The sequence below is a fragment of the Pseudomonas syringae pv. cilantro genome, assembly GCF_001293775.1.
Classification (GTDB): Bacteria; Pseudomonadota; Gammaproteobacteria; order Pseudomonadales; family Pseudomonadaceae; genus Aquipseudomonas; species Aquipseudomonas syringae_P.
In genome coordinates this window covers 87,252-109,878 of the sequence record NZ_LGLN01000033.1, presented here as the reverse complement: position 1 = coordinate 109,878, position 22,627 = coordinate 87,252, and the positions used below count along the sequence as shown (strand labels likewise).

Here is a 22,627-nt window from a genome sequence, read left to right as displayed (position 1 = left end):
AGTAACCGTTCGTCTTCATCGCTTGCGATTACGTTTAGATATATCTTAAGGTATATCTAAACGTGTCATCAGAGATGAAAAACATGCGTGAAGACAAGCATCCTCCCCATCACCGTCCGCCGCACCTTCGTGAAGCGGGCGAAGACCGCGACGGTTTCGAAAAACGTCCAGGCCGTGAACGCGGCGGCCGAGGTCCACGGGTCTTTGCCCCCGGTGATCTGAAATTACTGCTGCTGGCGCTGATTGCCGAGCAGCCCGCCCACGGCTATGACCTGATCCGCAAGATCGAAAGCCTGTTCGACGGCGCGTATTGCCCGAGCCCCGGCGTGATCTACCCGACCCTGACGTTTCTCGAAGAAAGCGAAATGATCAGTGGCGACGCTCAGGCCGGCAAAAAGCTCTACACCGCCACCGACGCGGGCCGCAGTTCGCTGCTGGATCAGGCCGTTGCCCTGGAAGGTGTGCGTACGCGTATCGACGTCAGCAAGCGCTCGTTGCGCGGCCATGACCGCCCGCCAGAGATTCACGAAGCGGTACACAATCTGCGTCACGCCATGCATATGCATCATGGTCGCTGGAGCCCGGAAGAAATCCTCCGCGTCAGCGAGCTGCTCAATAGCACCGCCAAGGCCATCGTTGACGGGCCTCAACCTGCATCGGAGGCTTCTGTATGAATTCTCCACAATCGATCCACCGCGTGATGCACGAAATCAAGCGCCGCAAGCTGGAAGTCCTGCGAGTCACCGACCTGACTCCGCTGATGCGCCGCATCACCTTGCACGGACCGGAACTGACAGGCTTCATCAGCCTCGGGACCGATGACCACGTCAAATTGTTCTTTCCGCAAACCGCGCAAGAGCATGCTGCGCTGGAAGACCTGACCGCCAGCAGCGACAAGGACGCACCGCGCCCACCGATGCGCGATTACACCCCGCGCCGCTACGACGAAACCAGCGGCGAACTGGACATCGACTTTGTCCTGCATGGCGAAGGGCCGGCTGCCACCTGGGCTGCACAGGCCGAACCGGGGCAGTTCCTGCACATTGCCGGGCCGCGCGGCTCGATGGTCGTGCCAGACATGTTCGACAGTTATCTGCTGATTGGCGACGAGACCGCTATTCCGTCCATTGCCAGGCGTCTGGAAGCATTACCTGCCAACCGTGCGGCACTGGTGGTGCTCGAGGTCGCCAGCCAGCAGGAACAGCAGACGTTGCAGAGCGAAGCGCAGGTCGATGTGATCTGGATCGTGCGGGGAGAACAGAACCTGGTGGACGTTGTTCGCCGTCTGGAAATGCCTGAGGGCAAGCTGTACGCGTGGGTCGCCACCGAGTCCGGCTTGTCACGCAAGCTGCGGCGGGTACTGCTGGACGAGTTCGGTCTGGAGGAAGACTTCGTCAAGGCTGCCGGTTACTGGAAAGCGGACGACAGCGAAGAGTGAGCCGCGGCGGACGACTCATCCCTGACGACGAGCCGCCCATTGGTCGATTCCGACCAGCAGCAGCGCGATCAGTACGAATCCGAGCAGCACGCCCAGCGCGTTAATGAACGCGCTCAGAAAGCCGATCGTGCCGACGTCGATGAACGGGTACAGGTAGTCGCCGATCATGTCGCCGCGCAGCAGCACGTAGGCAAAGTACACAACCGGATACATCGCCCACAGCGCAATATGTTTAAAACGCAAATGGCCTTTAGGCACAAACAGCCACCAGTACAGAACGAACCCCAGCGGCATGACGTCGTGCAGCAGTTCGTCGGCCACCCACTGCCAGCCCTGCGGATGCCAAAGGTGGCGTAACAGAATGTTGTAAGCCAGGCCGACCAGCGCAATGCTCACCGCAATGCCTGCACACACCACCGGGTGACGGAACAACCGATGGCCCGCCGATTGGCGTTCGGTCAGCGCGCAGCTCAGAGCAACCGCAACGAGGGTGTTGGTGAGCACGGTGAAAAAACTGAAAAACCGCACCAGACCGCCCAGCAGGCTGGCATGATCGGCATGGCGCCCGATGAAAATCAGGTAAAGCTGAATCACCAGCCCTGCCCAGCCCAGACACGCGCCGACCAGGGCGTAATAGCGCTGTCCCTGCGCACGTTGCGGATAGTGGCTGTGCATCGATCTGTTTCCTTGAGTTCCGGCGTCCGTGCCGGGCTTTTATGGCGATGCTGAGAGTTTTGGCAGGAACGGCTACCAGCCTTTGCCGCGATGCAGCTTTACATACAGTGCTTCGACCTTTTCGCGCGCCCATGGCGTCTTGCGCAGGAAGGTCAGGCTGGATTTGATGCTCGGATCACTCTTGAAGCAACGGATATCGATGCGCTCGGCCAACCCGGACCATTCGTAGTGCTCGACCAGCGCCCTGAGAATCTGCTCCAGCGTAATGCCGTGCAGCGGATCGGAATTGGCTGTTGTCATGTTGAACCTTGAAGCTGATGAAAAGGAAATCGTACCGGAACAGATCATCGGGACCGCTCGGGGACTTCCAGAAGTCTGCCATTGTAAGCGCCGCGCTTTCATAAAACACATCCCGCTTAACGCACTGTTACGGCCGTCGCAATGATCCATGTCATGTTTAAAGCTTTTCGAGAGATCGTGAGCGCCCTATCATTGTCGTTTACGGATTAAACATCTTGCCTCTTACCGAGGTTCCTTCGAGTAGACGTCGATGCACGAATTCAAACCGCCAGGGTCTACGACTCAATGACCGTGACAGGCCGGTCGCACCACTGCGTCGTGCGTGATGCGCTGAATTCGACTGTCGGTGATTCGTTTGAATAAGCAGCTGCAAGGAATGACGCCAGGGTAGGCGATGCATACGAACAAGATATCAATCACTTACTTCTCGCGGAGATTCATTTTATGAGCACTGACGGTGCTTCAAATAGAAATCGCCTGTTACCGAGCCTGCTCGGGCTGGTGATCCTGCTGATGGGGCTGGCGCTGCTGATCGGCGGTGTCCGGCTGCTGCAACTGGACGGCTCGCTGTATTACCTGCTGGCCGGTATCGGCTTCGCTGTGACGGGCGTGTTGCTGATGACCGGGCGTGCTGCTGCCCTGGGTCTGTACGCAGTGCTGCTGTTCGCGAGCACGGTATGGTCGTTGTGGGAAGTCGGTCTGGACTGGTGGCAACTGGTGCCGCGTCTGGCATTGTGGTTCGCGCTCGGCATCGTCTTGCTGCTGCCGTGGTTCCGTCGCCCGTTGCTGCTCAAGGGCCCGGCGCGTATGGGCACCGGCGCGTTGAGCGTCGCGGTCGTGCTGGCCGGTCTGACCGCGCTGGCGAGCCAGTTCACCAATCCCGGCCGCATCGAAGGCCAACTGGACCGCGAAACTGCCGGCACCACCAACACCGCTCCGGCCATGCCTGACGGCGATTGGCAGTCGTATGGCCGCACCGCTTTCGGTGATCGCTATTCGCCGTTGGCGCAGATCACGCCGGAAAACGTCAATAAGCTGGAGCCGGCCTGGACCTATCGCACGGGTGACATCCCTGGGCCGAATGACCCGGGTGAAACCACTGCAGAGAACACCCCGCTTAAAGTCAACGGCATGCTCTACGTGTGTACGCCACACAGCCAGGTGATTGCCCTTGATCCGGATTCGGGCAAGGAAATCTGGCGCTTCGATCCGAAGCTCAGCACTCAGAACGCCGCCAACTTCAAAGGTTGGGCGCACATGACCTGCCGTGGCGTGTCTTACCACGATGACGCCGCGTACGCTGCCAGCGCTCCGGCACAAAGCCCGGCTGCGCCAGCGGCTGACAGCACTGCCACGGCGAGTGCCTGCCCGCGCAGAATCTTCCTGCCGACCGCCGACACCCGTCTGATCGCTCTGAACGCCGACACCGGCAAGATGTGCGAAGACTTCGGCAACAAAGGCTCGATTGATCTGACAGCCAATATGGGCACTTTCGCGCCGGGCGGTTACTACTCTACGTCGCCACCGGCAGTGACCAAAGACCTGGTGATCATCGGCGGCCACGTCACCGATAACGTTTCCATGGACGAACCGTCCGGCGTGATCCGTGCGTATGACGTACACACCGGTCGTCTGGTCTGGAATTGGGACAGTGGCAACCCGGAAGAAACCGCTCCGATTGCCGATGGCAAGATCTACACCCGCAACTCGCCGAACATGTGGTCCATGTTCAGCGTCGATGAAAAACTCGGCCTGATCTACCTGCCGATGGGCAACCAGACGCCGGACCAATGGGGCGGCGACCGTACACCAGAGTCAGAGAAGTACAGCGCTGGCCTGGTTGCACTGGACATCGCGACCGGTCGTGTGCGCTGGGACTTCCAGTTCACCCACCATGACCTGTGGGACATGGACGTGGGCGGTCAGCCGACACTGCTGGACATGAAAACGGCTGACGGCGTGAAGCCAGCGGTCTTGGCATCGACCAAGCAGGGCAGCATCTACGTGCTGGATCGCAGCACCGGCCAGCCGATCGTGCCGATCAACGAAGTACCGGTTCCGCAGGGTGCAGTAGCGGGCGACCACACGTCGCCGACACAACCCAAATCCGACCTCAACTTCATGCCGCCTCCGCTCAAGGAACGCGACATGTGGGGCGTGACGCCGTTTGACCAGATGATGTGCCGGATCGACTTCAAGTCGCTGCGCTACGACGGTCCGTTCACACCGCCTTCGCTGCAGGGTTCGATTGTTTATCCGGGTAACTTCGGTGTCTTCGACTGGGGCGGCATTTCGGTCGACCCGGTGCGTCAGATCGCCTTCGTCAACCCGAACTACATGGCGTTCCGCTCGAAACTGGTGCCATCCGCCGAAGTGGAAGGCGGCCCGGGTCGCAAGAGTGAAACCGAAGGCGTACAGCCGAACAAGGGCGCACCGTATGGCGTGATCCTCGAACCACTGCTGTCGCCGATGGGCCTGCCTTGCCAGGCACCCGCGTGGGGTTATCTGGCAGCGGTCGACCTGACGACTCACAAAACCATCTGGATGCACAAGAATGGTACGGTGCGTGACAGCTCGCCGCTTCCGCTGCCGCTGACCATGGGTGTCCCAAGCCTGGGAGGTCCATTCATGACCGCCAGCGGTCTGGCCTTCATGAGCGCTACGCTTGACCAGTACCTGCGTGCTTACGACGTGCGTAACGGCAAGCAACTGTGGGAAGCCCGCCTGCCAGCAGGCGCACAAACCACTCCGATGACTTACACCGGCAAGGACGGTCAGCAATACGTGCTGGTTGTAGCCGGCGGTCACGGTTCGCTGGGCACCAAACAAGGTGACTACGTGATGGCGTTCAAACTGCCGAAGTAAGGTGGTCTGGAGGTAAATGAAAAAGCGGCTATCGAGAGGTAGCCGCTTTTTTTTGGCCATTGAAGCCTTGGCCTCACACAGGTCCGCTTTTGATTCTGGCCGAAGGACGTGGGAGCGAACTTGTTCGCGAAGGGGCCGGTATAGTCGCCGAAAATGCAGCGCCTAAAACATCGTCTTCGCGAACAAGTTCGCTCCCACGCCCTTCAGGCAGAAGCCCGTAATTCAAGTTTTCCGGGCTCTTCAAGACTTGTATAACGATGAGCGCTCCAGCGTCGTGACGCCTTTATGGATGGTCCGCGTCCGGTGTCGAACGCGTGCCTAACGCGCTTTTGCGCTGCTTTTGCCGCTGGCACGCAAGATGTCGCTCCAGCGGCGGACCAGGTAGTTGTGTTCGTTCATGACCGAGTTCCACACGGCGATGTGGCCCATGCGTTCTTCGTAGGAGCCGCCGTCGCGGAGTTCTCCGGCGTCGATCAGGGGCAGGCCGTCGCTGCCGAGCAGTTGTTCGCGGGCGGGCAGGCCGGCGTACCAGTAGTCCCATTCGGCCGCGCTAAGGTGGTCGCGGCTGCGTGCCGGGTTGCCGATGTAGTAGCCCTGCCGCGCCATCACCGCACCCGGCCAGCCGGACAGCCACCAGTTGAGATACGCATAGGCGGCATCCAGCACCGGACCTTTGGCGTGCCGTGACAACGACAGCCCGCCGAACCAGCCGCGATAGCCCTCTTTGGGCACCGCCACCCGGTATTTCACGCCCGCGCGGTGCAGCCTGACCAGCGTCGGCGACCACAGGCTTTGTATGTCGATGGTCGGGCTGAGCATCAGTTCGGCGGCTTCTTCGTCGTCCGACCAGAACGCACCGAAATGCCCTTGCTGCTGTTTGCGCACCAGCATATCGGCCAGCAGGTCGATCTCTTCGATACTCATGTTACCGATGTCGTTGAAAGTCGCCAGTCCCGCGCCCTGCACCGCCAGAGCGGCATCCAGCGCGCCGATGGCGGCATCGCTTTGCAACGCGATACGACCGCCCCAGGCCGGGTCCAGCAGCCAGCCCCAGCTTTCATCGGCCGAGCTCAGACCGTCCGGCAAGCGCTCGGGGCGATAGGCGAAACTGTCGGCGTTGTGGGTCAGCGGCAACATGCTGATACGCTCGGTCACCGTGCTGCCAAGACTGCCGTCGTGCTGCACGAACAAACGCTCGCTGGGCACACTGCCGCTACCGGGTTGATCGGAGGGCCGCAGCCGCCCCCGTTTCGGCAAGTCATTGATTTCATGCCACAGCGCGATCCGCCGGGTATCGATAGGCTGGATCGCCCGCGCTGGCCAGACGAAATCAACGTTGTGAAACCACTGATCGTAGAGGTCGTAACTGTCCGGCTGCATGACCGCAATGCGTTGCGCGGTCTGCACGTCATGAACCTGGTAGACCAGCTTGATGCCCAGTTCCTGTTCGGCCCGCTCGCGCAGGGAGTCAAGCAAAGTCACCGAGGTGCCGAGTACGCGCAAGGTGATGGTCATGCCGCGCACTCGCCAGGCGGCGCGAAGCTGCTGGAAAACACCTCGAACGAGCGACGCAGCAAATCCGCATCCAGGCCGCGCAGGATGAACACCAGCCGTGATGTGCGATCTTCACCCGGCCAGGCCGCGAGATGAACCGGCGCATGCAGGCAATGCTGCACACCATGAATCACGATGGGGGCCTGGTTGTCGTTCACGTTGAGCAGTCCTTTGACGCGGAGGATTCGTTCGCCGTGGCATCTTAACAGCATCGACAGCCACACCCCGAAACCGACCCAGTCCAGCGGGCGGTCGAAGGTCAGGCAGCAGACCTGTGCGTCACCGTGACGTGCAGACGTCGACTCGACGCGGTGCAGTTGCCAGCGTGTTACCTCGGCAGCCGGTTCGGCGCTGCGCACGCCCTCCCCTAGCAGCAACTGATCACCGCTATGAACCTGCGCCGTGTCCAGCAGCGGCGCAGAAAAATTCAGTGCTTGCAGACGCTGCCGCAGTGCGTCGAGCGCAGGCGCCTCCACAAGATCGGTCTTGCTCAGCAGCAGCCTGTCCGCCGCCGCGACCTGGGCCAGCCATTCCGGGTGCAACCGCTCCTGCAACCCGGCGTGACAGGCGTCCACCAGCGTGACGATCAGGCCGATGTGAAAACGCCCGCGCAACTGCGGATCATTGCTCAACGTGGTGAGAATAGGTGCCGGATCGGCCAGCCCGGTGGTCTCCAGAATCACCCGCCGAAACGGGGGTATTTCCCCGCGATTGCGCCGCTCCAGCAGGCCCAGCAAAGCATCCTTCAGTTCGCCGCGAACGGTGCAGCAAACGCAGCCGCTGGGCAGCAGCACGGTGTCCGGTGCGACTTCTTCGACCAGCAAATGATCGATGCCAACGTCGCCGAATTCGTTGATCAGCAGCGCGGTATCGCCCATATTTTCATCGGCCAGCAGGCGCTTGAGCAAGGTGGTCTTGCCGCTGCCGAGAAAGCCGGTTATCACGTTGAGGGCAATGCTCATGATGACCTCTGCAAATGGTCAAGGACGCGAGCATCCAGCGGGTCGAGCGGGCGTCCGATCAACAGCTCGGCCTTCTGCCATAACTGCTCAAGACCGGTCGCCAGTTCCTGCTTGCCGGTCGCACCGAGCAACAGGTAAGACACGCCCTGAAAGTCTTCTACCTTGAGGCGAAACGGCGCGACCACCTTGTTGATCGCCGCAATCCGCCGTAAACGCTCACGCCGCCGGGGCAGCTCGGCAGCCAGCGGATCGCTCCAGTGCACGTCTTCGCCCAGCAGGCCGCACAGTCCACACATCAGCGCTTCTCCAGCAGGTTGCTCATGGCATGACATCGCCGGAATTGGGGCCCAGTGTCTGGCCGACAAACAGATTGCCACCCGGCTCGCTGGCCAGCAGCACAGCCACAGGCGCGACTTCTTCGGCCAGCCCGAAGCGGCCCAGCGGCAGCTCGGCGGCCTTGGCGGTTTTCCAGGCGCTGCTGATGCCAGCCACCAGCGGCGTTTCGACAGGACCGGGCGCGATGGCGTTGACCAGCACGTTGTCTTTGGCGACTTCCAGCGCCAGCGATTTGCTGAAACCGATGACTCCGGCCTTGGCGGCGGCGTAATGGGTCAGTTCGGCACCGCCCTTGATGCCCAGTTGCGAGGCGACATTGATGATGCGCCCCCAGCGCTGCGCAATCATGTGCGGCAAGGCGCGCTGGCTGGCGATGAACACGCTGGTCAAATCGACGCGCAACATGTCGTTCCACATCTCGATGCTCAGGTCGACGCAGCGGGCCTGAGTGAGCATGCCCGCATTATTGACCAGAATATCGATGCCGCCGAAATGCTCGACACAGGCATCGACGCTGGCCTGCGCACCCTCGACACTGCCGACGTCAGCCACACACTCATGCACCTGCGCGCCGAGCTGGCGGCAGTGTTCGGCGACTTTTGCCAGGCTGGCCGGATCACGATCGCCCAGCACCAGATGCGCGCCTTCAGCAGCGAAGGCGCGGGCGATGGCCGCGCCGATGCCGCTGCCTGCACCGGTGATCACTGCCCGCTTTTGTTTGAGTTGTTGCATGGGTTGGGGGTCCTTGGTTGAGTTTGCGCGATCTAGCCCGGCCAGCGCACGGTCAGGCCGCCGTCGATCACGATGCTTTGCCCGGTCAGGTAGCTGGCTTCGTCGCTGCACAGAAAGCGCACCAGCGCTGCAACCTCATCTGCCCGGCCGACACGGCCCAGCGGAATGGCTTTGGCTGCTTGTGCCAGACCTTCCGGCCCCAGCGAGTTTTGCCTGTCCAGCGACTGCGGCGTCTCGATCAGACCGGGAATCACGGCGTTGCAGCGGATGCCTTTCGGTGCCAGCTCGACTGCCAGCGAACGACACAAACCCGGTACGCCAGCCTTGGCTGCCGCATAGTGGGAATGGTCCTGCCAACCGTAGACACCGCCGGCAATCGAGGAAATCGCCACCAGCGCGCCGCCCTCGCCCATGTGCCGAACCGCCGCGCGAAAGGTGCGCATGACGCCGGTCAGGTCCACGTCGAGCATCTCGTTCCAGCGCTGGTCGGTCATTTCCAGCAGCGGCGCACGGCGCAGCAGCCCTGCATTGGCCACTGCGTAGTCGATGCGGCCAAACACCTTGACCGCCTGCGCGACCAGGTCGTCGACGGATTCTGTGAAGGTCACGTCCAGCGGCAGCATCAGACATTCGCCGCCCGCTTCCTCGACCAACAGACGGGTTTGTTCCGGGTCGTGCGGGTCAGCCGGGTAATACCCGCCTGCCACCGCAACCCCCTGGCGGGCGAAGGCCACTACCAGCGCCTGACCGATGCCGCTCGCGGCACCGGTGACCACTGCAACTTTACGAATCATGGGCTGCTCCTTATTTAACGGTTTCAGGTCGCACATGTTTAGCGGCGAACATCAGCGCGCCCGACAAGAAGCAAGGCACGGCGCCGAAGTACAGCGCCGAGGTCTGCCAGTCGCCACCGGCACTCAATACCGAGGTGGCACCGAAGCCAGCCACAACAGCGCCTAGCGGTCCCATGGCGTGGATAATTGCGCCACCGGTTGCACGAATGCTGGTCGGAAAGCTTTCACTGATGAAGAACAGCGCCGCCGAGTAAGGCCCGATCAGGAAGAACAGGCCCAGGCTATAAAGCCCGACCACCATCGCCATATTGCTTGGCCCGTAGAGCATGCCCGCGAAGGCCAGACCGCCGAGCATCCAGCCCAGGCCGATCACGTTACGACGGCCGATGCGGTCGCCCATCCAGCCGTGGGACAGGTAGCCGCAATAACCCACCAGGTTGGACAGCACCAGAATGATCAGCGAGTTTTCAAATGAGATGTGGTGAACACTGACGATGACCGTCGTACCCAGCACGCTGAACACTTGGATCGCCGCCCAGTTGAGCAGGATCGCAGCACCGATCACCAAAGTGGCGCGGCGCGAAGAACCCCGGAAGGCCGCACCGATCCCCGCTTTGCTGTGCTCGTCATAATCCACACCGTAAGTCTGAGCCACAGCCTGCGCCTGACTGACGTCGCCTTTTTTGCGCAGTTGAGTGATGCGCTGATGAATCTGGAACTGCGGGCTCTCCTTGAGCTTGCGCGCCAGAATCGCGATGACAATGGCCGGGATCGCCGCAAAAATGAAGCAGCCCTGCCAACCGATGATCGGCAGCAACACCGCCGTCAGGCCGGCCGCGATCAGTGCGCCGACCGGCCAGCCGCCCTGCACCAGGCTGTAAATGAAGCCGCGACGTTTGGCCAGACGCGGGTCATCCGATGCGGCGTAGATTTCGCTCAGGTAGGTCGCGTTGACCGTCTCTTCTGCGTAACCCAGGCCGCCCAGCGAACGAATCAGGATTAGCGGCGATTTGCCCCAAGACCCACCAATGGCCGTGAGCGCCGAACAGATTGCCGAACCACTCACGGTAAAAATGATACCCACGCGCCGTCCCAGGCGATCTACCAGCGGACCGATGGCCAGTGCCACCGCCGCCGTACCGACCGCGACCCAGGTCGCGATTTCGGCCTGTTCGACCTCACTCCAGCTGAAATGCCGACCGATTTCCGGTAACAGCGTGCCAAACAGAATGAAGTCATATACCGCAAACACCCACGCGAAAAACGCAATCCATGTGGCGAACCGCACTTGGTCCGGAGTCAGTTGCTCAGGTTTCCAGCCGGTCAGGTCGAGCTTGTTGTAAATGGACATGAGTGACGCCTCGGACAGGGCAATGTATCAGCGGGTACGGGGATTGCGACGTACGAAATCGTCTGCAATCTCGTCGAACGTGACGAACTTGACGCCAGCATGGCTTTGAATGTGCTCGATCAAGCGCTCCAGCATCAGCAGCACTTGCGGGCGACCAGACACGTCCGGGTGAATGGTCATGGTGAAGACAGCGTGTTCGTGCTCGCGATAGACCCAGTCGAACTGGTCGCGCCACATTTCTTCCAGGTGCCGTGGGTTGACGAAACCGTGGCTGTTCGGCGCTTTCTTGATGAACATCATCGGCGGCAGGTCGTCGAGGTACCAGTTGGCGGGAATTTCCACCAGATCGGTTTCTTCGCCGCGCACCAGCGGTTTCATCCAGGTGTCGGGATGCTGGCTGTAATCAATCTTGGTCCACTTGTCGCCGACGCGAACGTAGTAAGGATGGAAGTCGTTATGCATCAGGCTGTGGTCGTACTTGATGCCCTTCTTGAGCAGCAGTTCGTTGGTGACGTTGCTGAATTCCCACCACGGTGCGACATAGCCGGTCGGGCGCTTGCCGGTCATTTGCGTGATCAGGTCGATGGACTTGTCGAGCACGATCTCTTCCTGCTCGGGGGTCATGGCAATCGGGTTTTCATGGCTGTAACCATGCACGCCGATTTCATGTCCGGCGTCAGCCACGGCTTTCATCTGCTCGGGAAAAGTCTCCATCGAGTGGCCCGGAATGAACCAGGTGGTGCGCAGGCCGTAGCGTTCGAACAGCTTGAGCAGACGCGGCGCACCGACTTCCCCGGCGAACAGCCCGCGAGAAATGTCGTCCGGTGAATCTTCGCCGCCATACGAGCCGAGCCAGCCTGCGACTGCATCGACATCCACCCCAAACGCACACAGAATTTCTTTGGCCATTTTGCTTCTCCCGCTGGTTTATCAGAGCGGCAGCGCGGTATTCAGCACGCGTGCCGGTTTGCTGTTGTTCAGGATTTGAGCAGTGACTCCACGGCCAGAGCCGCACGCAGCAGACGCGCGTCCTCCCCCGCTGGCGCGCTGATCAGCAAGCCAGTGGGCAGGCCTGCGGCATCGACTCCGCTGGGCAATGAAACGCCGGGCATGTTCAGCAGGCTGCCGGGCATGGTCAGGCGCAGCGTTGCGAGGTTGGTCTGAATGAACAGCTCGTCATCGGCCAGCAATGGCGCAAGCGGCGGAGCGACGTGAGCGACACTGGGCGTCAACAGTAACGCGCCATCGAGTTCGAGGGTCAGCTGCTCTTGTAACGTTTCGCGGGCGCTGTACAGGTTGACCAGCAGGCTGGCAGACATCGACCGCGCGGCTTCCAGACGCTTGCGTACCCGAGGGTCGAGCTGGTCGGCGGCGTCGCTGTCGAGCAGCGGCTGGTGCAGGGCAAACGCCTCGGCCGCACCCAGCCAGCCGTGATGCTGGATCAATTGCAAGGTGGCCTGAAATGCCTGACACGGACGCAACTCGACAAGCGCGCCGCCAGCACGTAACACCTCAACGGCGCGCAACAGGTTTTCGCGAACCGCAGGCGTTACACGCTCGTCCTCCAGCACGGCCTGATCGACCAGAAAACGCTGCCCGGCAAGACTGCGCGGCAGCAGTGAGGTCGGCTTGCTGCGCGCGCACAGCAAGTCATCGATCACCAGCGCATCGCGCACGCTGCGGGTCAACGGGCCGACACTGTCAAGGGTCAGCGCCAGCGGGAACACACCGTCACGGCTGTAGCGGCGGCTGGTGCTGCGAAAGCCGACCAGCCCGTTGAACGCTGCAGGAATGCGGATCGACCCGGCGGTGTCGGTGCCCATCGCAATCGGCACGATGCCCGACGCGACCGCCACGGCCGAGCCCGACGAAGAGCCCCCCGGGATGCGCGGTACGGCGTCGCTCAGCGGGTTGACCGGCGTGCCAAAATGCGGATTCAGTCCCAACCCGGAGTAGGCGAATTCACTGAGATTGGTCTTGCCCAGGCTGATCATGCCCGCGCGCGCCAGCAGCCCGACGCTCGGCGCGTCCAGCAAGGCAGGCGAAAGAGTGTTACGCAGCGCAGCACCTGCGGTGGTGACGCAGCCAGCGACGTCGAACAGGTCTTTCCAGGCAATCGGCACGCCGTCGAAAGGACTCAATGGCTGCCCGTGCTTCCAGCGGGCTGCCGAGGCTTCGGCTTCACGGCGCGCACGCTCGACGCTCATGGAGATGAACACGTGGTCGACCTGCGTCGCCTGCTGCAACGCCTGATCCAGCACACGCACAGGATCACTGCGGCCCTGTGCAAAGTCATCAGCCATTGCGCAGGCATCACGGGTGACACGGTGACTCCCGGTATCGATCATGAACGTCATGCCTCTAAAATGTACTTATTACTAAAATGTACATTTAACAAAGGCAGATTCCATGCCAATCTTCACCGAACGACGTCGCACACGAGCAGCCGATCAGGCCCGCCGAGCTGGAACCAGCGTGCTAGAACTCTTTTCCGCGAAAAGACGGTTTCAGTTCGGTAGCGGTTAACAAGAGAAACGAATCGTCATAAAGAAATAATGTATCTTTTATAAAAGATACATTTAAGTGCAAAAAAGTAACGGTGGCCCCATGAGTGAGCATCTGGACGTAGCCCAAGGTGACAGCCGTGCATCTGTGCGAGAATCGTCCGTCAGCCGTCACACGTGTAAGAAACCCATGTCAGAAGAGGACCCGCGCACCGCGTCGCGCTACGCCATGATCCGAGAGGTCTTGCGTAACGCCATACTTTCCGGTGCGGCTGCCAATGGACTGGTGTTGCTCGAAGCACCCTTGGCGGAATTGTTCGGCACCAGCCGCGTGCCGGTGCGCAAAGCGCTCAATTTGCTGCATGAAGAAGGCTTGATCAGCCGTTTCGATGGCCGCGGTTATCTGGTCAATCCGGAGTCTCGTGAGGTCGAGCCGCTGCGCCTGAGCCTCAGCCACACGCAATTTGGCCTGGACAGCAGCGAAGAACTGGTCGACACCCGTCCGCTGGGCGAACGTATCCATGACGAGATCGGCGCGGCGCTGTCGGCGTGCATTGCGTTTGGTCATTATCGGCTGGATGAACAGAGCGCCGCGCAGCACTACGGTGTCAGCCGTGCGGTGGTCCGTGAGGCGCTGATGCGTCTGCGTGATCGAGGGCTGGTGGAAAAGGAGCCTTACTCACAATGGCTGGCCGGGCCGCTGACCGCTCGGGAAATCACCGAAGATTACGAACTGCGCGCCTGTCTGGAGCCGGAAGCCTTGCGCCTGACGGCCCCGACGTTGAGCCGTGACACCCTTGAAGCGATGCTGGCCAGAGTCGTCCATGCACAAAGCGTCGAGCGATGCAGCCTGGAAGACATCGAGCGCCTTGAGGACGACCTGCATCAGCAGTGCCTGTCGGGCCTGCAAAACCGTAAGATCGCGACGCTGATCAGCCAGGCGCAGAGCCCCATGATCATCAACCGGATTTTCTACCGCTTGCTGGACATCGGTGCAGACGAAGCGATGCTCGCCGAACACCGGCTGATCATTGAGTTATTGCTGCACGGCGCGTTCGACGCTGCCGCCCTCAATCTCAGGGAACACCTGCAACGCGCCCGGCAACGCATGCTCCAGCGCCTGAAAGTGCTGTCGGTGTTGCCGGAGCAGGAAGTGCCGCGGTATCTGACGCGGTTGAGTTGAGGTGCGCCTGAAACCACCAGGCCTTTCGTCAGCCGCCGCGCGAAGCCGTAAGTACCTGAAGGATCGCTCTCGTGCCCACGCTCCGCTTCGCACAGCGGTTCTGCAATATCAGTGGGATTTGCTTCCGACTCAGGTCACCTTTTCGCGCCTCGGCGACTCACTTTGAGGGACCGGTGCGGCTTGCTCGGCGTCNCATCACCCGGATCAGTGTCAGGGCTCAGCCGTCACTTACGTAGCACTCTGCGTCGTCAGTGCCATCGCGATGAAAGAGCGCTTTCGTTTACATGCAGTGACTACGTGCAAGACATGACGTTGTTCAGCAGCACAGATTTGACGCAGCGCGTCATTTCACTTGCCAATCACCTCACCCCGCATCGGCGCCAGTCGGGCGATGAGGCGGTTTTGTACGGGGACTGGGATGTGCTCGGCGTCCATCGAGGCGATCAGGTTTTCGACCAGTGCGTTGAAGTCGCTGGGCGTCAGGTTCTGGCCTTTGTGGGATTCAGCCATGCTGTCGCCGGTATAGCGGCAAGGCCCGCCGGTTTCAGCGCAGAGCTTGTCGACCAGGCTGTCGCGCAACAACACAATGTTGACCCTTTTGAAGCGTTCGACGATGCGCTCGTCCCTGGCCACATTGATCAGCATGCCTTCGACGATGCGCTGAATACCGGCGCGCTGGCCGAGGTCCTGATAAAGGCTATCGTCCTTCACAGGCTGCTGGGCGCAAGCGGCCAGGACCGCCAGCATCAGGCAAATAAACAAACGCCGCATCAAAAGCTCCCCTGCACGGACAGATAGGTGCCGTTCTGGTTATCCAGCGTGACGATTTCACCCAGACGCGCGTAGGCCAACACAACGGACAGGTGCTTGTTGGGGAAATACCCGACGAACACGTCCGCCCAGTCGCTTTCGCCCGCGAACGAAAGGTTGTCCGGCTTCTCGCGATACTCGACACCCAGCGCCCAGTGCGGGTTGAACAGGACCGCTACCGACCCCTCTTTGAGCACGCTGCGGCGGTCGCGCCGGTCACCGCCAAAACCGAGCAGGCCGGTTTCGTTGGCGCGGCTGTAACGCACTCCACCGTTGACCACCACGTTGTAGCCAAACACAGCGCCCATGAACAGCCGACTGGCCGTCAGGTAGCCTTCGACGTCCGAATCGCGCTGCGCGCCGACCAGGCTGGGGATGAGAAAGTCATTCTGATGTTTGTACTGCACGCCCAACGACACCTGCGGCAGGCTGTCGTAGATCAGGTCGCCGAACAGCCGCAGTTTGACGCCGAACACGTCTTGGCTGAGGTTATCGTCCGGCAAGCTGAGCCGGTGCTGCAAAGGGCTGATATCAAAACGCTGGTGAGCGTAGGACAGCTCGATGCGGTTGCCGTAAGCGAACGCCAGGCCCGCCACGTCCAGGTTGTAATCCGGCAGATTGACATGCGTGGCGAAGGCGGTTGCGCCCCACTCGCCCTGCTCGCTGTAGCCGGTGATCACCGCCCATGGCGTGATGCCGCCGCCAGCGCTGCCTTCGATGCTGGTAGCGCCTCCGGTGGCAATCAAGCGACCGTTGTCAGCCAGTACAAGCGGTGCGAAAGCGCCCAGAACACAGCCCAACAGCAACGAGATTTTATAGGACATGACTTAGTTCACCCTAACGCCGGGTGACACCTGAGACTTGGCAATCCATGCTTCAAAGGCGGCCGCCGGCAGCGGACGGCTGATCAGGTAACCCTGTGCCGTGTCGCAATGCCAGCGTCGGAGCAAGTCCAGACTGTGTTGATATTCAACGCCTTCGGCCACGACCTTGAGCCCAAGGTTGTGGCTCATTTCGATGGTTGAACGCACAATCACAGCGTCTTCACTGGTTTCATCCAGATCGCGCACGAAGGATTGGTCGATTTTCAGTTCCTGCACCGGCAGTCGCTTCAAGTGCGCCAGTGACGAGTAACCAGTGCCGAAGTCATCGATCGACAAGCTGATGCCGCAATCGCGCAGGCGGTGCAGAACAATCAGCGCCTTTTCCGGCTCACTCATGACTGCGCTTTCGGTGATTTCGAACACCAACTGCTCGGCAGGCACGCCATATTGCTTGATCAAGCGCATGACGTACCCCGCCAGGTCCCCGCTCAACAAATCATCGGCAGAGATGTTGACCGACACCTGCAACACCAGCCCGCGCTGGCGCCAGTCGGCTAACTGGCGAAACGCTTCTTCGATGACCCAGTCAGTCAGCAGATGAATGCTGCCGGTGCGCTCGGCCAGCACGATGAATTCGGCCGGCGATACATTGCCGAACCGTGGGTGAACCCAGCGTAGCAAGGCTTCGGCCTGCCGCACATAGCCTTGGCGGATATCCAGCTTGGGCTGGTAATGCAGCGTCAGCTCGCCGTTCTGCGGTGCCTTGCGCAGGTCACGAATCAGACAGATCTGGCGCTGGTGGGCAAGGTCACGACCGTCTTGATAAATCTGCAGACGGCCAGGCAGGAAGGTCGCGTCTTTGCGGGCAATCGCGGCACGACTGACCAGCTCGTGAGCAGAGCCACCGTGTTCCGGGTACACCGTGATGCCGACACAGCATTCAAGCGCCAGATCCAGATTGTCGATGCGCGGCAACCCGGCGAGCGAACGTTGCACGGCGTCGCCCATGCCCACGGCGCCGTCGCTGGTGGTGTTGTCCAGCAGTAGCAGAAACTCGGTGGCGGCCAGCCGGGCAACTGTATCGCCAGCACGCAGAATGCCTTGCAGGCGTTGCCCGACCTGAAGCAACAACGGCTCCACCCCCTCGGCACCCGCGCTTTCACTGATCGCCGCGAGATTGCTGATACCCAGGTAAAGCAGCGCAACCGGGCGCTCGGCAGCAATCGCGCTGCCCAGACGCTCCATGACCAGCGCCCGGTTGGGCAGGCCGGTCAGGTTGTCATGCAGCGCGTTATGCGCAAGCTGGCTCTCGCGCACGGCGATGCCATGCTGCATGGTGTTGATGGCATCAGCGAGCATGCCCAGCTCATCGTCGCGGGCCATGTTGACCGGGGTTTCATAATCACCGTCGCCGATGCGCTTGGCGGCAATCGCCAGAGCCCGCACCGGTAACGAAACGCTGCGCGCCAGTGCCAGCGTGCCGATCAAGGACGCCAGCAAGGCGGCCATGGAAATCCAGAAAATCTTTTCATCCAGCGGCGCAAAGGCTTGAAAAGCCTTGTCCAGCGGGCTTTGCAACAGCGCTATCACTTGCCCGTCGCCGGCATTGCCGGTGTTGGCCAGCATCAGGGTCTGACTGAGGAATTTCTGGTTGGCCTGTTCGGTGACGCGCATCTGACCGCCGGAGGAGTTTCTCATCAGTTCGACCAGCCCTTCATGCATCGCGGGCGACTGGGTGCTGATCAAGCTGCCGGGTTCACCGTTTTCCACCGTGAGGAAAGACACTTCCAGGCCGCTGAGCGAGCGCAGTTCTTCGGCAATGTTGCTGTCGATGGCGAATCCCATGACCACCCGACCGATCGGCAACGGCGCCAGCACGGTACTTTCCACCAGCAAATGCGGTGTCCCGCCACCGGGAATGATCAATACGGACTGCCCGGCGCGTTTGGCATTGCGCAGCGCCTGGTCGTAGATGAATCTGGAGCCCTCTGGCACGTCGGGAATGGTGCTGGCAATCACCACACCGTCCATGCCCAGCAGGAACATGTCACTGGCATTGATCCGCTTGCCGTGGTTAAGCAGTACCGAGCGAATCGTCGATGCGTCAGAGCTGGCCACCGCATCGCGAAAGCCGAAGTCGGCAGCCAGCAACTGCACGCCGTCCCGCAAGCGCTTGCCGCGCAGATCTATCAGGCGTTCAAACACCCGGCTACCAACTTCCAGTTGCGCCTGCGCCTGGGTGCGCACTGCATCGCCGGTCGCGAACTTGACCGCCAGAAACACTGCGCCCACGACAATCAGCAACAGGGCAATCAGAACCCCGGCGATACGCGCCTGAAAGCTGATTTTAAGCTTCATTCATGAGCGGCCTTGTGAAAGGCGTCACCAAACCCGCCGGACGCCGGCCTGGCTGGTTTGTCCTCCGCTTTCGCCTCGACCTCCAGCTTGAAGCGCTGAACGAGGCCTGTAGCGGGCACCTCGAACTCGCCACCCGACACGGGCTGCATATTTTCAAGCTGCGGGTGCCAGAGGGTGGCGGCATAGTGCCCGGCAGGGACCTGGTCGAGCTTCAGCAGGCCTTTGCTGTCCGTAACGCCGAACCATGGCTCGTCGGTCACGTAGATATAACCCACCATCCAGTCATGAATGTTGCAACCGAGAACCACGACGCCAGGCTTGTCGAACAGCAACGGTTCCGACGGGGTGCCTTCATAAAGACGCAATTCAAAACGTTTCGCAGGGGAAAACGAATACACCTGATGGCGAATGTTGTCGCTATTGGGAAACTTGACGTGCGTACCGGTGTGCACCGCCAGCACGTAGGGTGAAAACTCCTGGTCGCGCTGATCCATCGACGCCTGAAGCACAACGGGTGCAGCACCGGGTGGCCCTTTGAGCGTTACCACTGCATCAGCGAGAGGCTTGCCCCGGCTGTCGAGCATTTGTGCAGTAAAGGTCGCGGCCGATGCTGTGGCGGCCGATGCTATCCATAATCCAGCCAGTAATGCTGAAAAAAATACGTTGGTCATACCTGATTCAATCCATAGCGGCAGCGCCGCAATTAAATAAGCCAGCGCGATTCAGGTGCTGACTGCCTCCGTAACACGAAAGCGGTTTTATTGTCGCTTTACAGACTATCGACCAAGACTATTGAAACCTGAGGGTCGCTGCCCCATCTAAGAGCCATGTTCAACTTCTCAGGTGCCCCATGAGCGACCAGCAGACAGACTCGCCAGATTTGCCCAATGACGCAGACGAGCACGAAGTGTCTCTGAGTTCCGACAGCACCTCGCTTGCCCTGCCCGGCCAGAACCTGCCGGACAAGGTGTATATCATCCCGATTCACAACCGCCCGTTCTTCCCTGCGCAAGTATTGCCGGTGATCGTCAACGAAGAGCCGTGGGCCGAGACCCTGGAGCTGGTCAGCAAGTCCGAGCATCACTCGCTGGCGCTGTTCTTCATGGACACGCCACAGGAAGATCCGCGCCACTTCGATACGGCGGCGCTTCCCGAGTATGGCACTTTGGTCAAGGTTCACCACGCCAGCCGCGAAAATGGTCGCTTGCAGTTCGTGGCGCAGGGCCTGAGCCGCGTACGAATCCGCACCTGGCTCAAGCACCATCGCCCGCCGTACCTGGTTGAAGTCGAATATCCGCAGCAGCCTAACGAGCCTACCGACGAGGTGAAGGCCTACGGCATGGCGCTGATCAATGCGATCAAGGAACTGCTGCCGCTCAACCCGCTGTACAGCGAAGAATTGAAGAATTACCTCAATCGCTTCAGCCCCAACGACCCGTCACCGCTGACCGACTTCGCTGCGGCACTGACCTCCGCTACCGGCGTTGAGCTGCAACAGGTGCTCGACTGCGTGCCGATGCTCAAGCGCATGGAAAAAGTCCTGCCGATGCTGCGCAAGGAAGTCGAAGTCGCACGCTTGCAGAAAGAGATCTCCGCCGAGGTGAACCGCAAGATCGGCGAGCATCAGCGCCAGTTCTTCCTCAAGGAACAGCTCAAAGTCATTCAGCAGGAGCTGGGGCTTAGTAAAGACGACCGCAGCGCGGATATCGAACAATTCGAGCAGCGCCTTGAGGGTAAGACCTTGCCGCCACAGGCGCGCAAGAAGTTCGACGAGGAAATCGGCAAGCTCAAGGTGCTGGAAACCGGCTCGCCTGAATACGCCGTGACGCGTAATTACCTGGACTGGACCAGTTCGTTGCCGTGGGGCGTCTATGGTGCGGACAAACTGGACCTCAAGCACGCCCGCAAAGTGCTCGATCAGCACCACGCCGGGCTGGATGACATCAAGGCGCGGATTCTCGAATTTCTCGCCGTGGGCGCGTACAAGGGCGAGATCAGCGGCTCGATTGTCTTGCTGGTCGGCCCGCCCGGCGTAGGCAAGACCAGCGTCGGCCGCTCGATTGCCGAATCACTGGGTCGGCCGTTCTATCGCCTGAGCGTCGGCGGTATGCGCGACGAGGCCGAGATCAAGGGCCATCGCCGTACTTACATCGGCGCCCAGCCGGGCAAGCTGGTACAGGCGCTGAAAGACGTCGAAGTCATGAACCCGGTCATCATGCTCGACGAAATCGACAAGATGGGCCAGAGCTATCAGGGCGACCCGGCATCGGCGCTGCTGGAAACCCTGGACCCGGAACAGAACGTCGAATTCCTCGATCATTATCTGGACTTGCGTCTGGACCTGTCGAAAGTGCTGTTCGTGTGCACAGCCAACACCCTGGATTCGATCCCCGGCCCGTTGCTCGACCGGATGGAAGTGATTCGCCTGTCGGGCTATATCACCGAAGAAAAACTCGCGATTGCCAAGCGCCACTTGTGGCCCAAGCAGCTGGCAAAAGCCGGCGTTGCGAAAAACAAGCTGAGCATCAGCGACACTGCCTTGCGCGCCGTGATCGAAGGCTATGCGCGCGAAGCCGGTGTGCGGCATCTGGAAAAACAGCTCGGCAAACTGGTGCGTAAAGCGGTCGTCAAACTGCTGGACGCGCCTGATTCCGTGATCAGGATCGGGCCGAAAGACCTCGAAGCGTCGCTCGGCATGCCGGTGTTCCGCAGTGAACAGGTGCTGTCGGGAGTGGGTGTCATCACGGGCCTGGCCTGGACCAGCATGGGTGGCGCGACCTTGCCGATCGAGGCGACGCGCATCCACACCCTGAACCGGGGCTTCAAGCTGACCGGGCAACTGGGCGATGTGATGAAAGAGTCGGCAGAAATCGCCTACAGCTACGTCAGTGCCAATCTGTCGAAGTTTGGTGGCGACGCGAAGTTCTTCGATGAAGCGTTCGTGCATGTTCACGTTCCCGAGGGCGCAACCCCGAAGGATGGACCGAGCGCAGGTGTGACCATGGCCAGCGCCCTGCTGTCGCTGGCGCGCAATCAGGCGCCGAAGAAAGGCGTGGCCATGACCGGCGAACTGACCCTGACCGGCCATGTACTGCCCATCGGTGGCGTGCGCGAAAAAGTCATTGCGGCGCGCCGACAGAAGATCCACGAACTGATCCTGCCGGAACCGAACCGCGGCAACTTCGAAGAGCTGCCGGATTACCTCAAGGAAGGCATCACCGTCCACTTCGCCAAGCGCTTTGCCGATGTCGTGAAGGTGTTGTTTTAGAGGTTGATGCGGGAGCAAGTCTCACACTGACTCTCGCTCCCGCGCTCATCGTTATACACAAATCTAACTGACTATCGTGCCGATGCTCCGCATCGGCACGCAGCTCTGGACGCTCTGCGTCCGATCCTGAGCGCGATACCTGCCGTACTCCCCCCCTAAAACCCTGATCGGTTATTCTTGCGTCTTGTCTCGCAGAACCGGAACTTGCCATGCCCCCTGTTCGTTTTCTTGCACCATTGAGCCTTGCGCTGCTGACGGCGTGTGCACAAACGCCCAAGAACATCGTTTCCATCGACACGCAAAGCGACTGCCCGCTGGCCCTTAAAACCGGTCAGACGCTGATCCTCACGCTGCCCAGCAACCCGACGACGGGCTTTCGCTGGCTGATCCAGAACCCGGCACCGACTGTCCTGCGCAGCCTGGGGCCTGAGGTGTATGCCAACGCCGAGAGCAAGGAAATGGTCGGCAGCGGCGGACAATCAGTCTGGCGCTACAAGGCAACGGACGCCGGCACCGGGAAGCTGCTCATGACCTATCAACAGCCGTGGGCGCCGGAAGTGCCGCCGGAGCAGACCTTCGAGTGCGCAATCAGCGTGAACTGAGGCTTTCGGTACGGCTGGTCCGAGCGCACGCGCTGCACCATGCATCCCGGCGACAAGTTGGCTAGAATGCC

At 60.8% G+C, this 22,627-nt stretch carries 20 protein-coding genes; 6 read left to right on the top strand and 14 right to left on the bottom strand.

Features of this window, described 5'->3' with window-relative positions; genetic code table 11:
- The first annotated feature begins 74 nt into the window (after nucleotides 1–74).
- Nucleotides 75–674 (top strand): PadR family transcriptional regulator, encoded by a 600-nt coding sequence (locus tag ABJ99_RS07475; RefSeq protein ID WP_080378068.1) that lies wholly within the window; start codon nucleotides 75–77, stop codon nucleotides 672–674.
- A complete protein-coding gene (locus ABJ99_RS07470; RefSeq protein ID WP_054085276.1) occupies nucleotides 671–1,438 on the top strand; it encodes a siderophore-interacting protein in 768 nt (255 codons plus the stop codon). Before ABJ99_RS07475 ends, ABJ99_RS07470 begins: the two co-directional genes overlap by 4 nt.
- A 15-nt stretch (nucleotides 1,439–1,453) precedes the next feature.
- Here ABJ99_RS07470 and ABJ99_RS07465 read toward each other — a convergent pair whose 3' ends face one another.
- Both ABJ99_RS07465 and ABJ99_RS07460 read right to left on the bottom strand, forming a co-directional pair.
- On the bottom strand, nucleotides 1,454–2,113 hold the full coding sequence (locus tag ABJ99_RS07465; protein ID WP_054085275.1) for a Pr6Pr family membrane protein: 660 nt from the start codon (nucleotides 2,111–2,113) through the stop codon (nucleotides 1,454–1,456).
- Nucleotides 2,114–2,185: 72 nt separating this feature from the next.
- Nucleotides 2,186–2,413: a VF530 family protein gene (locus ABJ99_RS07460; protein WP_054085274.1), complete on the bottom strand. Its 228-nt coding sequence runs from the start codon at nucleotides 2,411–2,413 to the stop codon at nucleotides 2,186–2,188.
- A gap of 444 nt (nucleotides 2,414–2,857) precedes the next feature.
- Here ABJ99_RS07460 and ABJ99_RS07455 point away from each other — a divergent pair, with 444 nt between their 5' ends.
- A complete protein-coding gene (locus tag ABJ99_RS07455) occupies nucleotides 2,858–5,278 on the top strand; it encodes a glucose/quinate/shikimate family membrane-bound PQQ-dependent dehydrogenase (RefSeq protein ID WP_054085273.1) in 2,421 nt (806 codons plus the stop codon).
- Between the two features lie 318 nt (nucleotides 5,279–5,596).
- Here the strand turns inward: ABJ99_RS07455 and ABJ99_RS07450 are convergent, their stop codons facing one another.
- The 8 genes from ABJ99_RS07450 to ABJ99_RS07415 form a co-directional block, all read right to left on the bottom strand.
- Entirely contained in the window at nucleotides 5,597–6,793 is a 1,197-nt protein-coding gene (locus tag ABJ99_RS07450; RefSeq protein ID WP_054085272.1) for an ABC transporter substrate-binding protein, read from the bottom strand.
- Nucleotides 6,790–7,794, bottom strand: a complete 1,005-nt coding sequence (locus ABJ99_RS07445) for a CobW family GTP-binding protein (RefSeq protein ID WP_054085271.1) — start codon at nucleotides 7,792–7,794, stop codon at nucleotides 6,790–6,792. The genes ABJ99_RS07450 and ABJ99_RS07445 overlap by 4 nt, the downstream gene beginning before the upstream one ends.
- Nucleotides 7,791–8,090, bottom strand: coding sequence for a hypothetical protein (locus ABJ99_RS07440; protein WP_054085270.1), 300 nt, complete (start codon nucleotides 8,088–8,090; stop codon nucleotides 7,791–7,793). The genes ABJ99_RS07445 and ABJ99_RS07440 overlap by 4 nt, the downstream gene beginning before the upstream one ends.
- A 22-nt stretch (nucleotides 8,091–8,112) precedes the next feature.
- Nucleotides 8,113–8,862, bottom strand: a complete 750-nt coding sequence (locus ABJ99_RS07435) for an SDR family NAD(P)-dependent oxidoreductase (protein WP_054085269.1) — start codon at nucleotides 8,860–8,862, stop codon at nucleotides 8,113–8,115.
- A gap of 32 nt (nucleotides 8,863–8,894) precedes the next feature.
- Nucleotides 8,895–9,656, bottom strand: a complete 762-nt coding sequence (locus tag ABJ99_RS07430) for an SDR family NAD(P)-dependent oxidoreductase (protein ID WP_054085268.1) — start codon at nucleotides 9,654–9,656, stop codon at nucleotides 8,895–8,897.
- A gap of 10 nt (nucleotides 9,657–9,666) precedes the next feature.
- Nucleotides 9,667–11,007 carry an MFS transporter gene (locus tag ABJ99_RS07425; protein ID WP_054085267.1) on the bottom strand — a complete coding sequence of 447 codons (1,341 nt, stop codon included), beginning with the start codon at nucleotides 11,005–11,007 and terminating at the stop codon, nucleotides 9,667–9,669.
- 27 nt (nucleotides 11,008–11,034) lie between these two features.
- Entirely contained in the window at nucleotides 11,035–11,916 is an 882-nt protein-coding gene (locus ABJ99_RS07420; RefSeq protein ID WP_002554892.1) for a polysaccharide deacetylase family protein, read from the bottom strand.
- A 68-nt stretch (nucleotides 11,917–11,984) separates the two neighbouring features.
- Nucleotides 11,985–13,355, bottom strand: a complete 1,371-nt coding sequence (locus tag ABJ99_RS07415) for an amidase (RefSeq protein ID WP_054085266.1) — start codon at nucleotides 13,353–13,355, stop codon at nucleotides 11,985–11,987.
- A gap of 346 nt (nucleotides 13,356–13,701) precedes the next feature.
- On the opposite strand from ABJ99_RS07415, the gene ABJ99_RS07410 reads away from it, so the two are divergent.
- Entirely contained in the window at nucleotides 13,702–14,694 is a 993-nt protein-coding gene (locus tag ABJ99_RS07410) for a GntR family transcriptional regulator (protein ID WP_054085265.1), read from the top strand.
- 348 nt (nucleotides 14,695–15,042) lie between these two features.
- Here ABJ99_RS07410 and ABJ99_RS07405 read toward each other — a convergent pair whose 3' ends face one another.
- Genes ABJ99_RS07405 through ABJ99_RS07390 form a run of 4 tightly spaced genes read right to left on the bottom strand, consistent with a single transcriptional unit; the run spans nucleotide 15,043 to nucleotide 19,357 of the window.
- The gene (locus ABJ99_RS07405; RefSeq protein WP_054085264.1) at nucleotides 15,043–15,465 is read right to left on the bottom strand and encodes a group I truncated hemoglobin; all 423 of its coding nucleotides are present in this window, start codon (nucleotides 15,463–15,465) and stop codon (nucleotides 15,043–15,045) included.
- Nucleotides 15,465–16,328 carry a DUF3034 family protein gene (locus ABJ99_RS07400; protein ID WP_054085263.1) on the bottom strand — a complete coding sequence of 288 codons (864 nt, stop codon included), beginning with the start codon at nucleotides 16,326–16,328 and terminating at the stop codon, nucleotides 15,465–15,467. The genes ABJ99_RS07405 and ABJ99_RS07400 overlap by 1 nt, the downstream gene beginning before the upstream one ends.
- Before the next feature lie 3 nt (nucleotides 16,329–16,331).
- The gene (locus ABJ99_RS07395; protein WP_054085262.1) at nucleotides 16,332–18,686 is read right to left on the bottom strand and encodes a putative bifunctional diguanylate cyclase/phosphodiesterase; all 2,355 of its coding nucleotides are present in this window, start codon (nucleotides 18,684–18,686) and stop codon (nucleotides 16,332–16,334) included.
- A complete protein-coding gene (locus ABJ99_RS07390; RefSeq protein WP_054085261.1) occupies nucleotides 18,683–19,357 on the bottom strand; it encodes a methylamine utilization protein in 675 nt (224 codons plus the stop codon). Before ABJ99_RS07390 ends, ABJ99_RS07395 begins: the two co-directional genes overlap by 4 nt.
- Before the next feature lie 179 nt (nucleotides 19,358–19,536).
- Here ABJ99_RS07390 and lon point away from each other — a divergent pair, with 179 nt between their 5' ends.
- Nucleotides 19,537–21,954 carry an endopeptidase La gene (gene lon, locus ABJ99_RS07385; RefSeq protein ID WP_054085260.1) on the top strand — a complete coding sequence of 806 codons (2,418 nt, stop codon included), beginning with the start codon at nucleotides 19,537–19,539 and terminating at the stop codon, nucleotides 21,952–21,954.
- 209 nt (nucleotides 21,955–22,163) lie between these two features.
- Nucleotides 22,164–22,556 (top strand): protease inhibitor I42 family protein, encoded by a 393-nt coding sequence (locus tag ABJ99_RS07380; protein ID WP_054085259.1) that lies wholly within the window; start codon nucleotides 22,164–22,166, stop codon nucleotides 22,554–22,556.
- Nucleotides 22,557–22,627 lie beyond the last annotated feature (71 nt).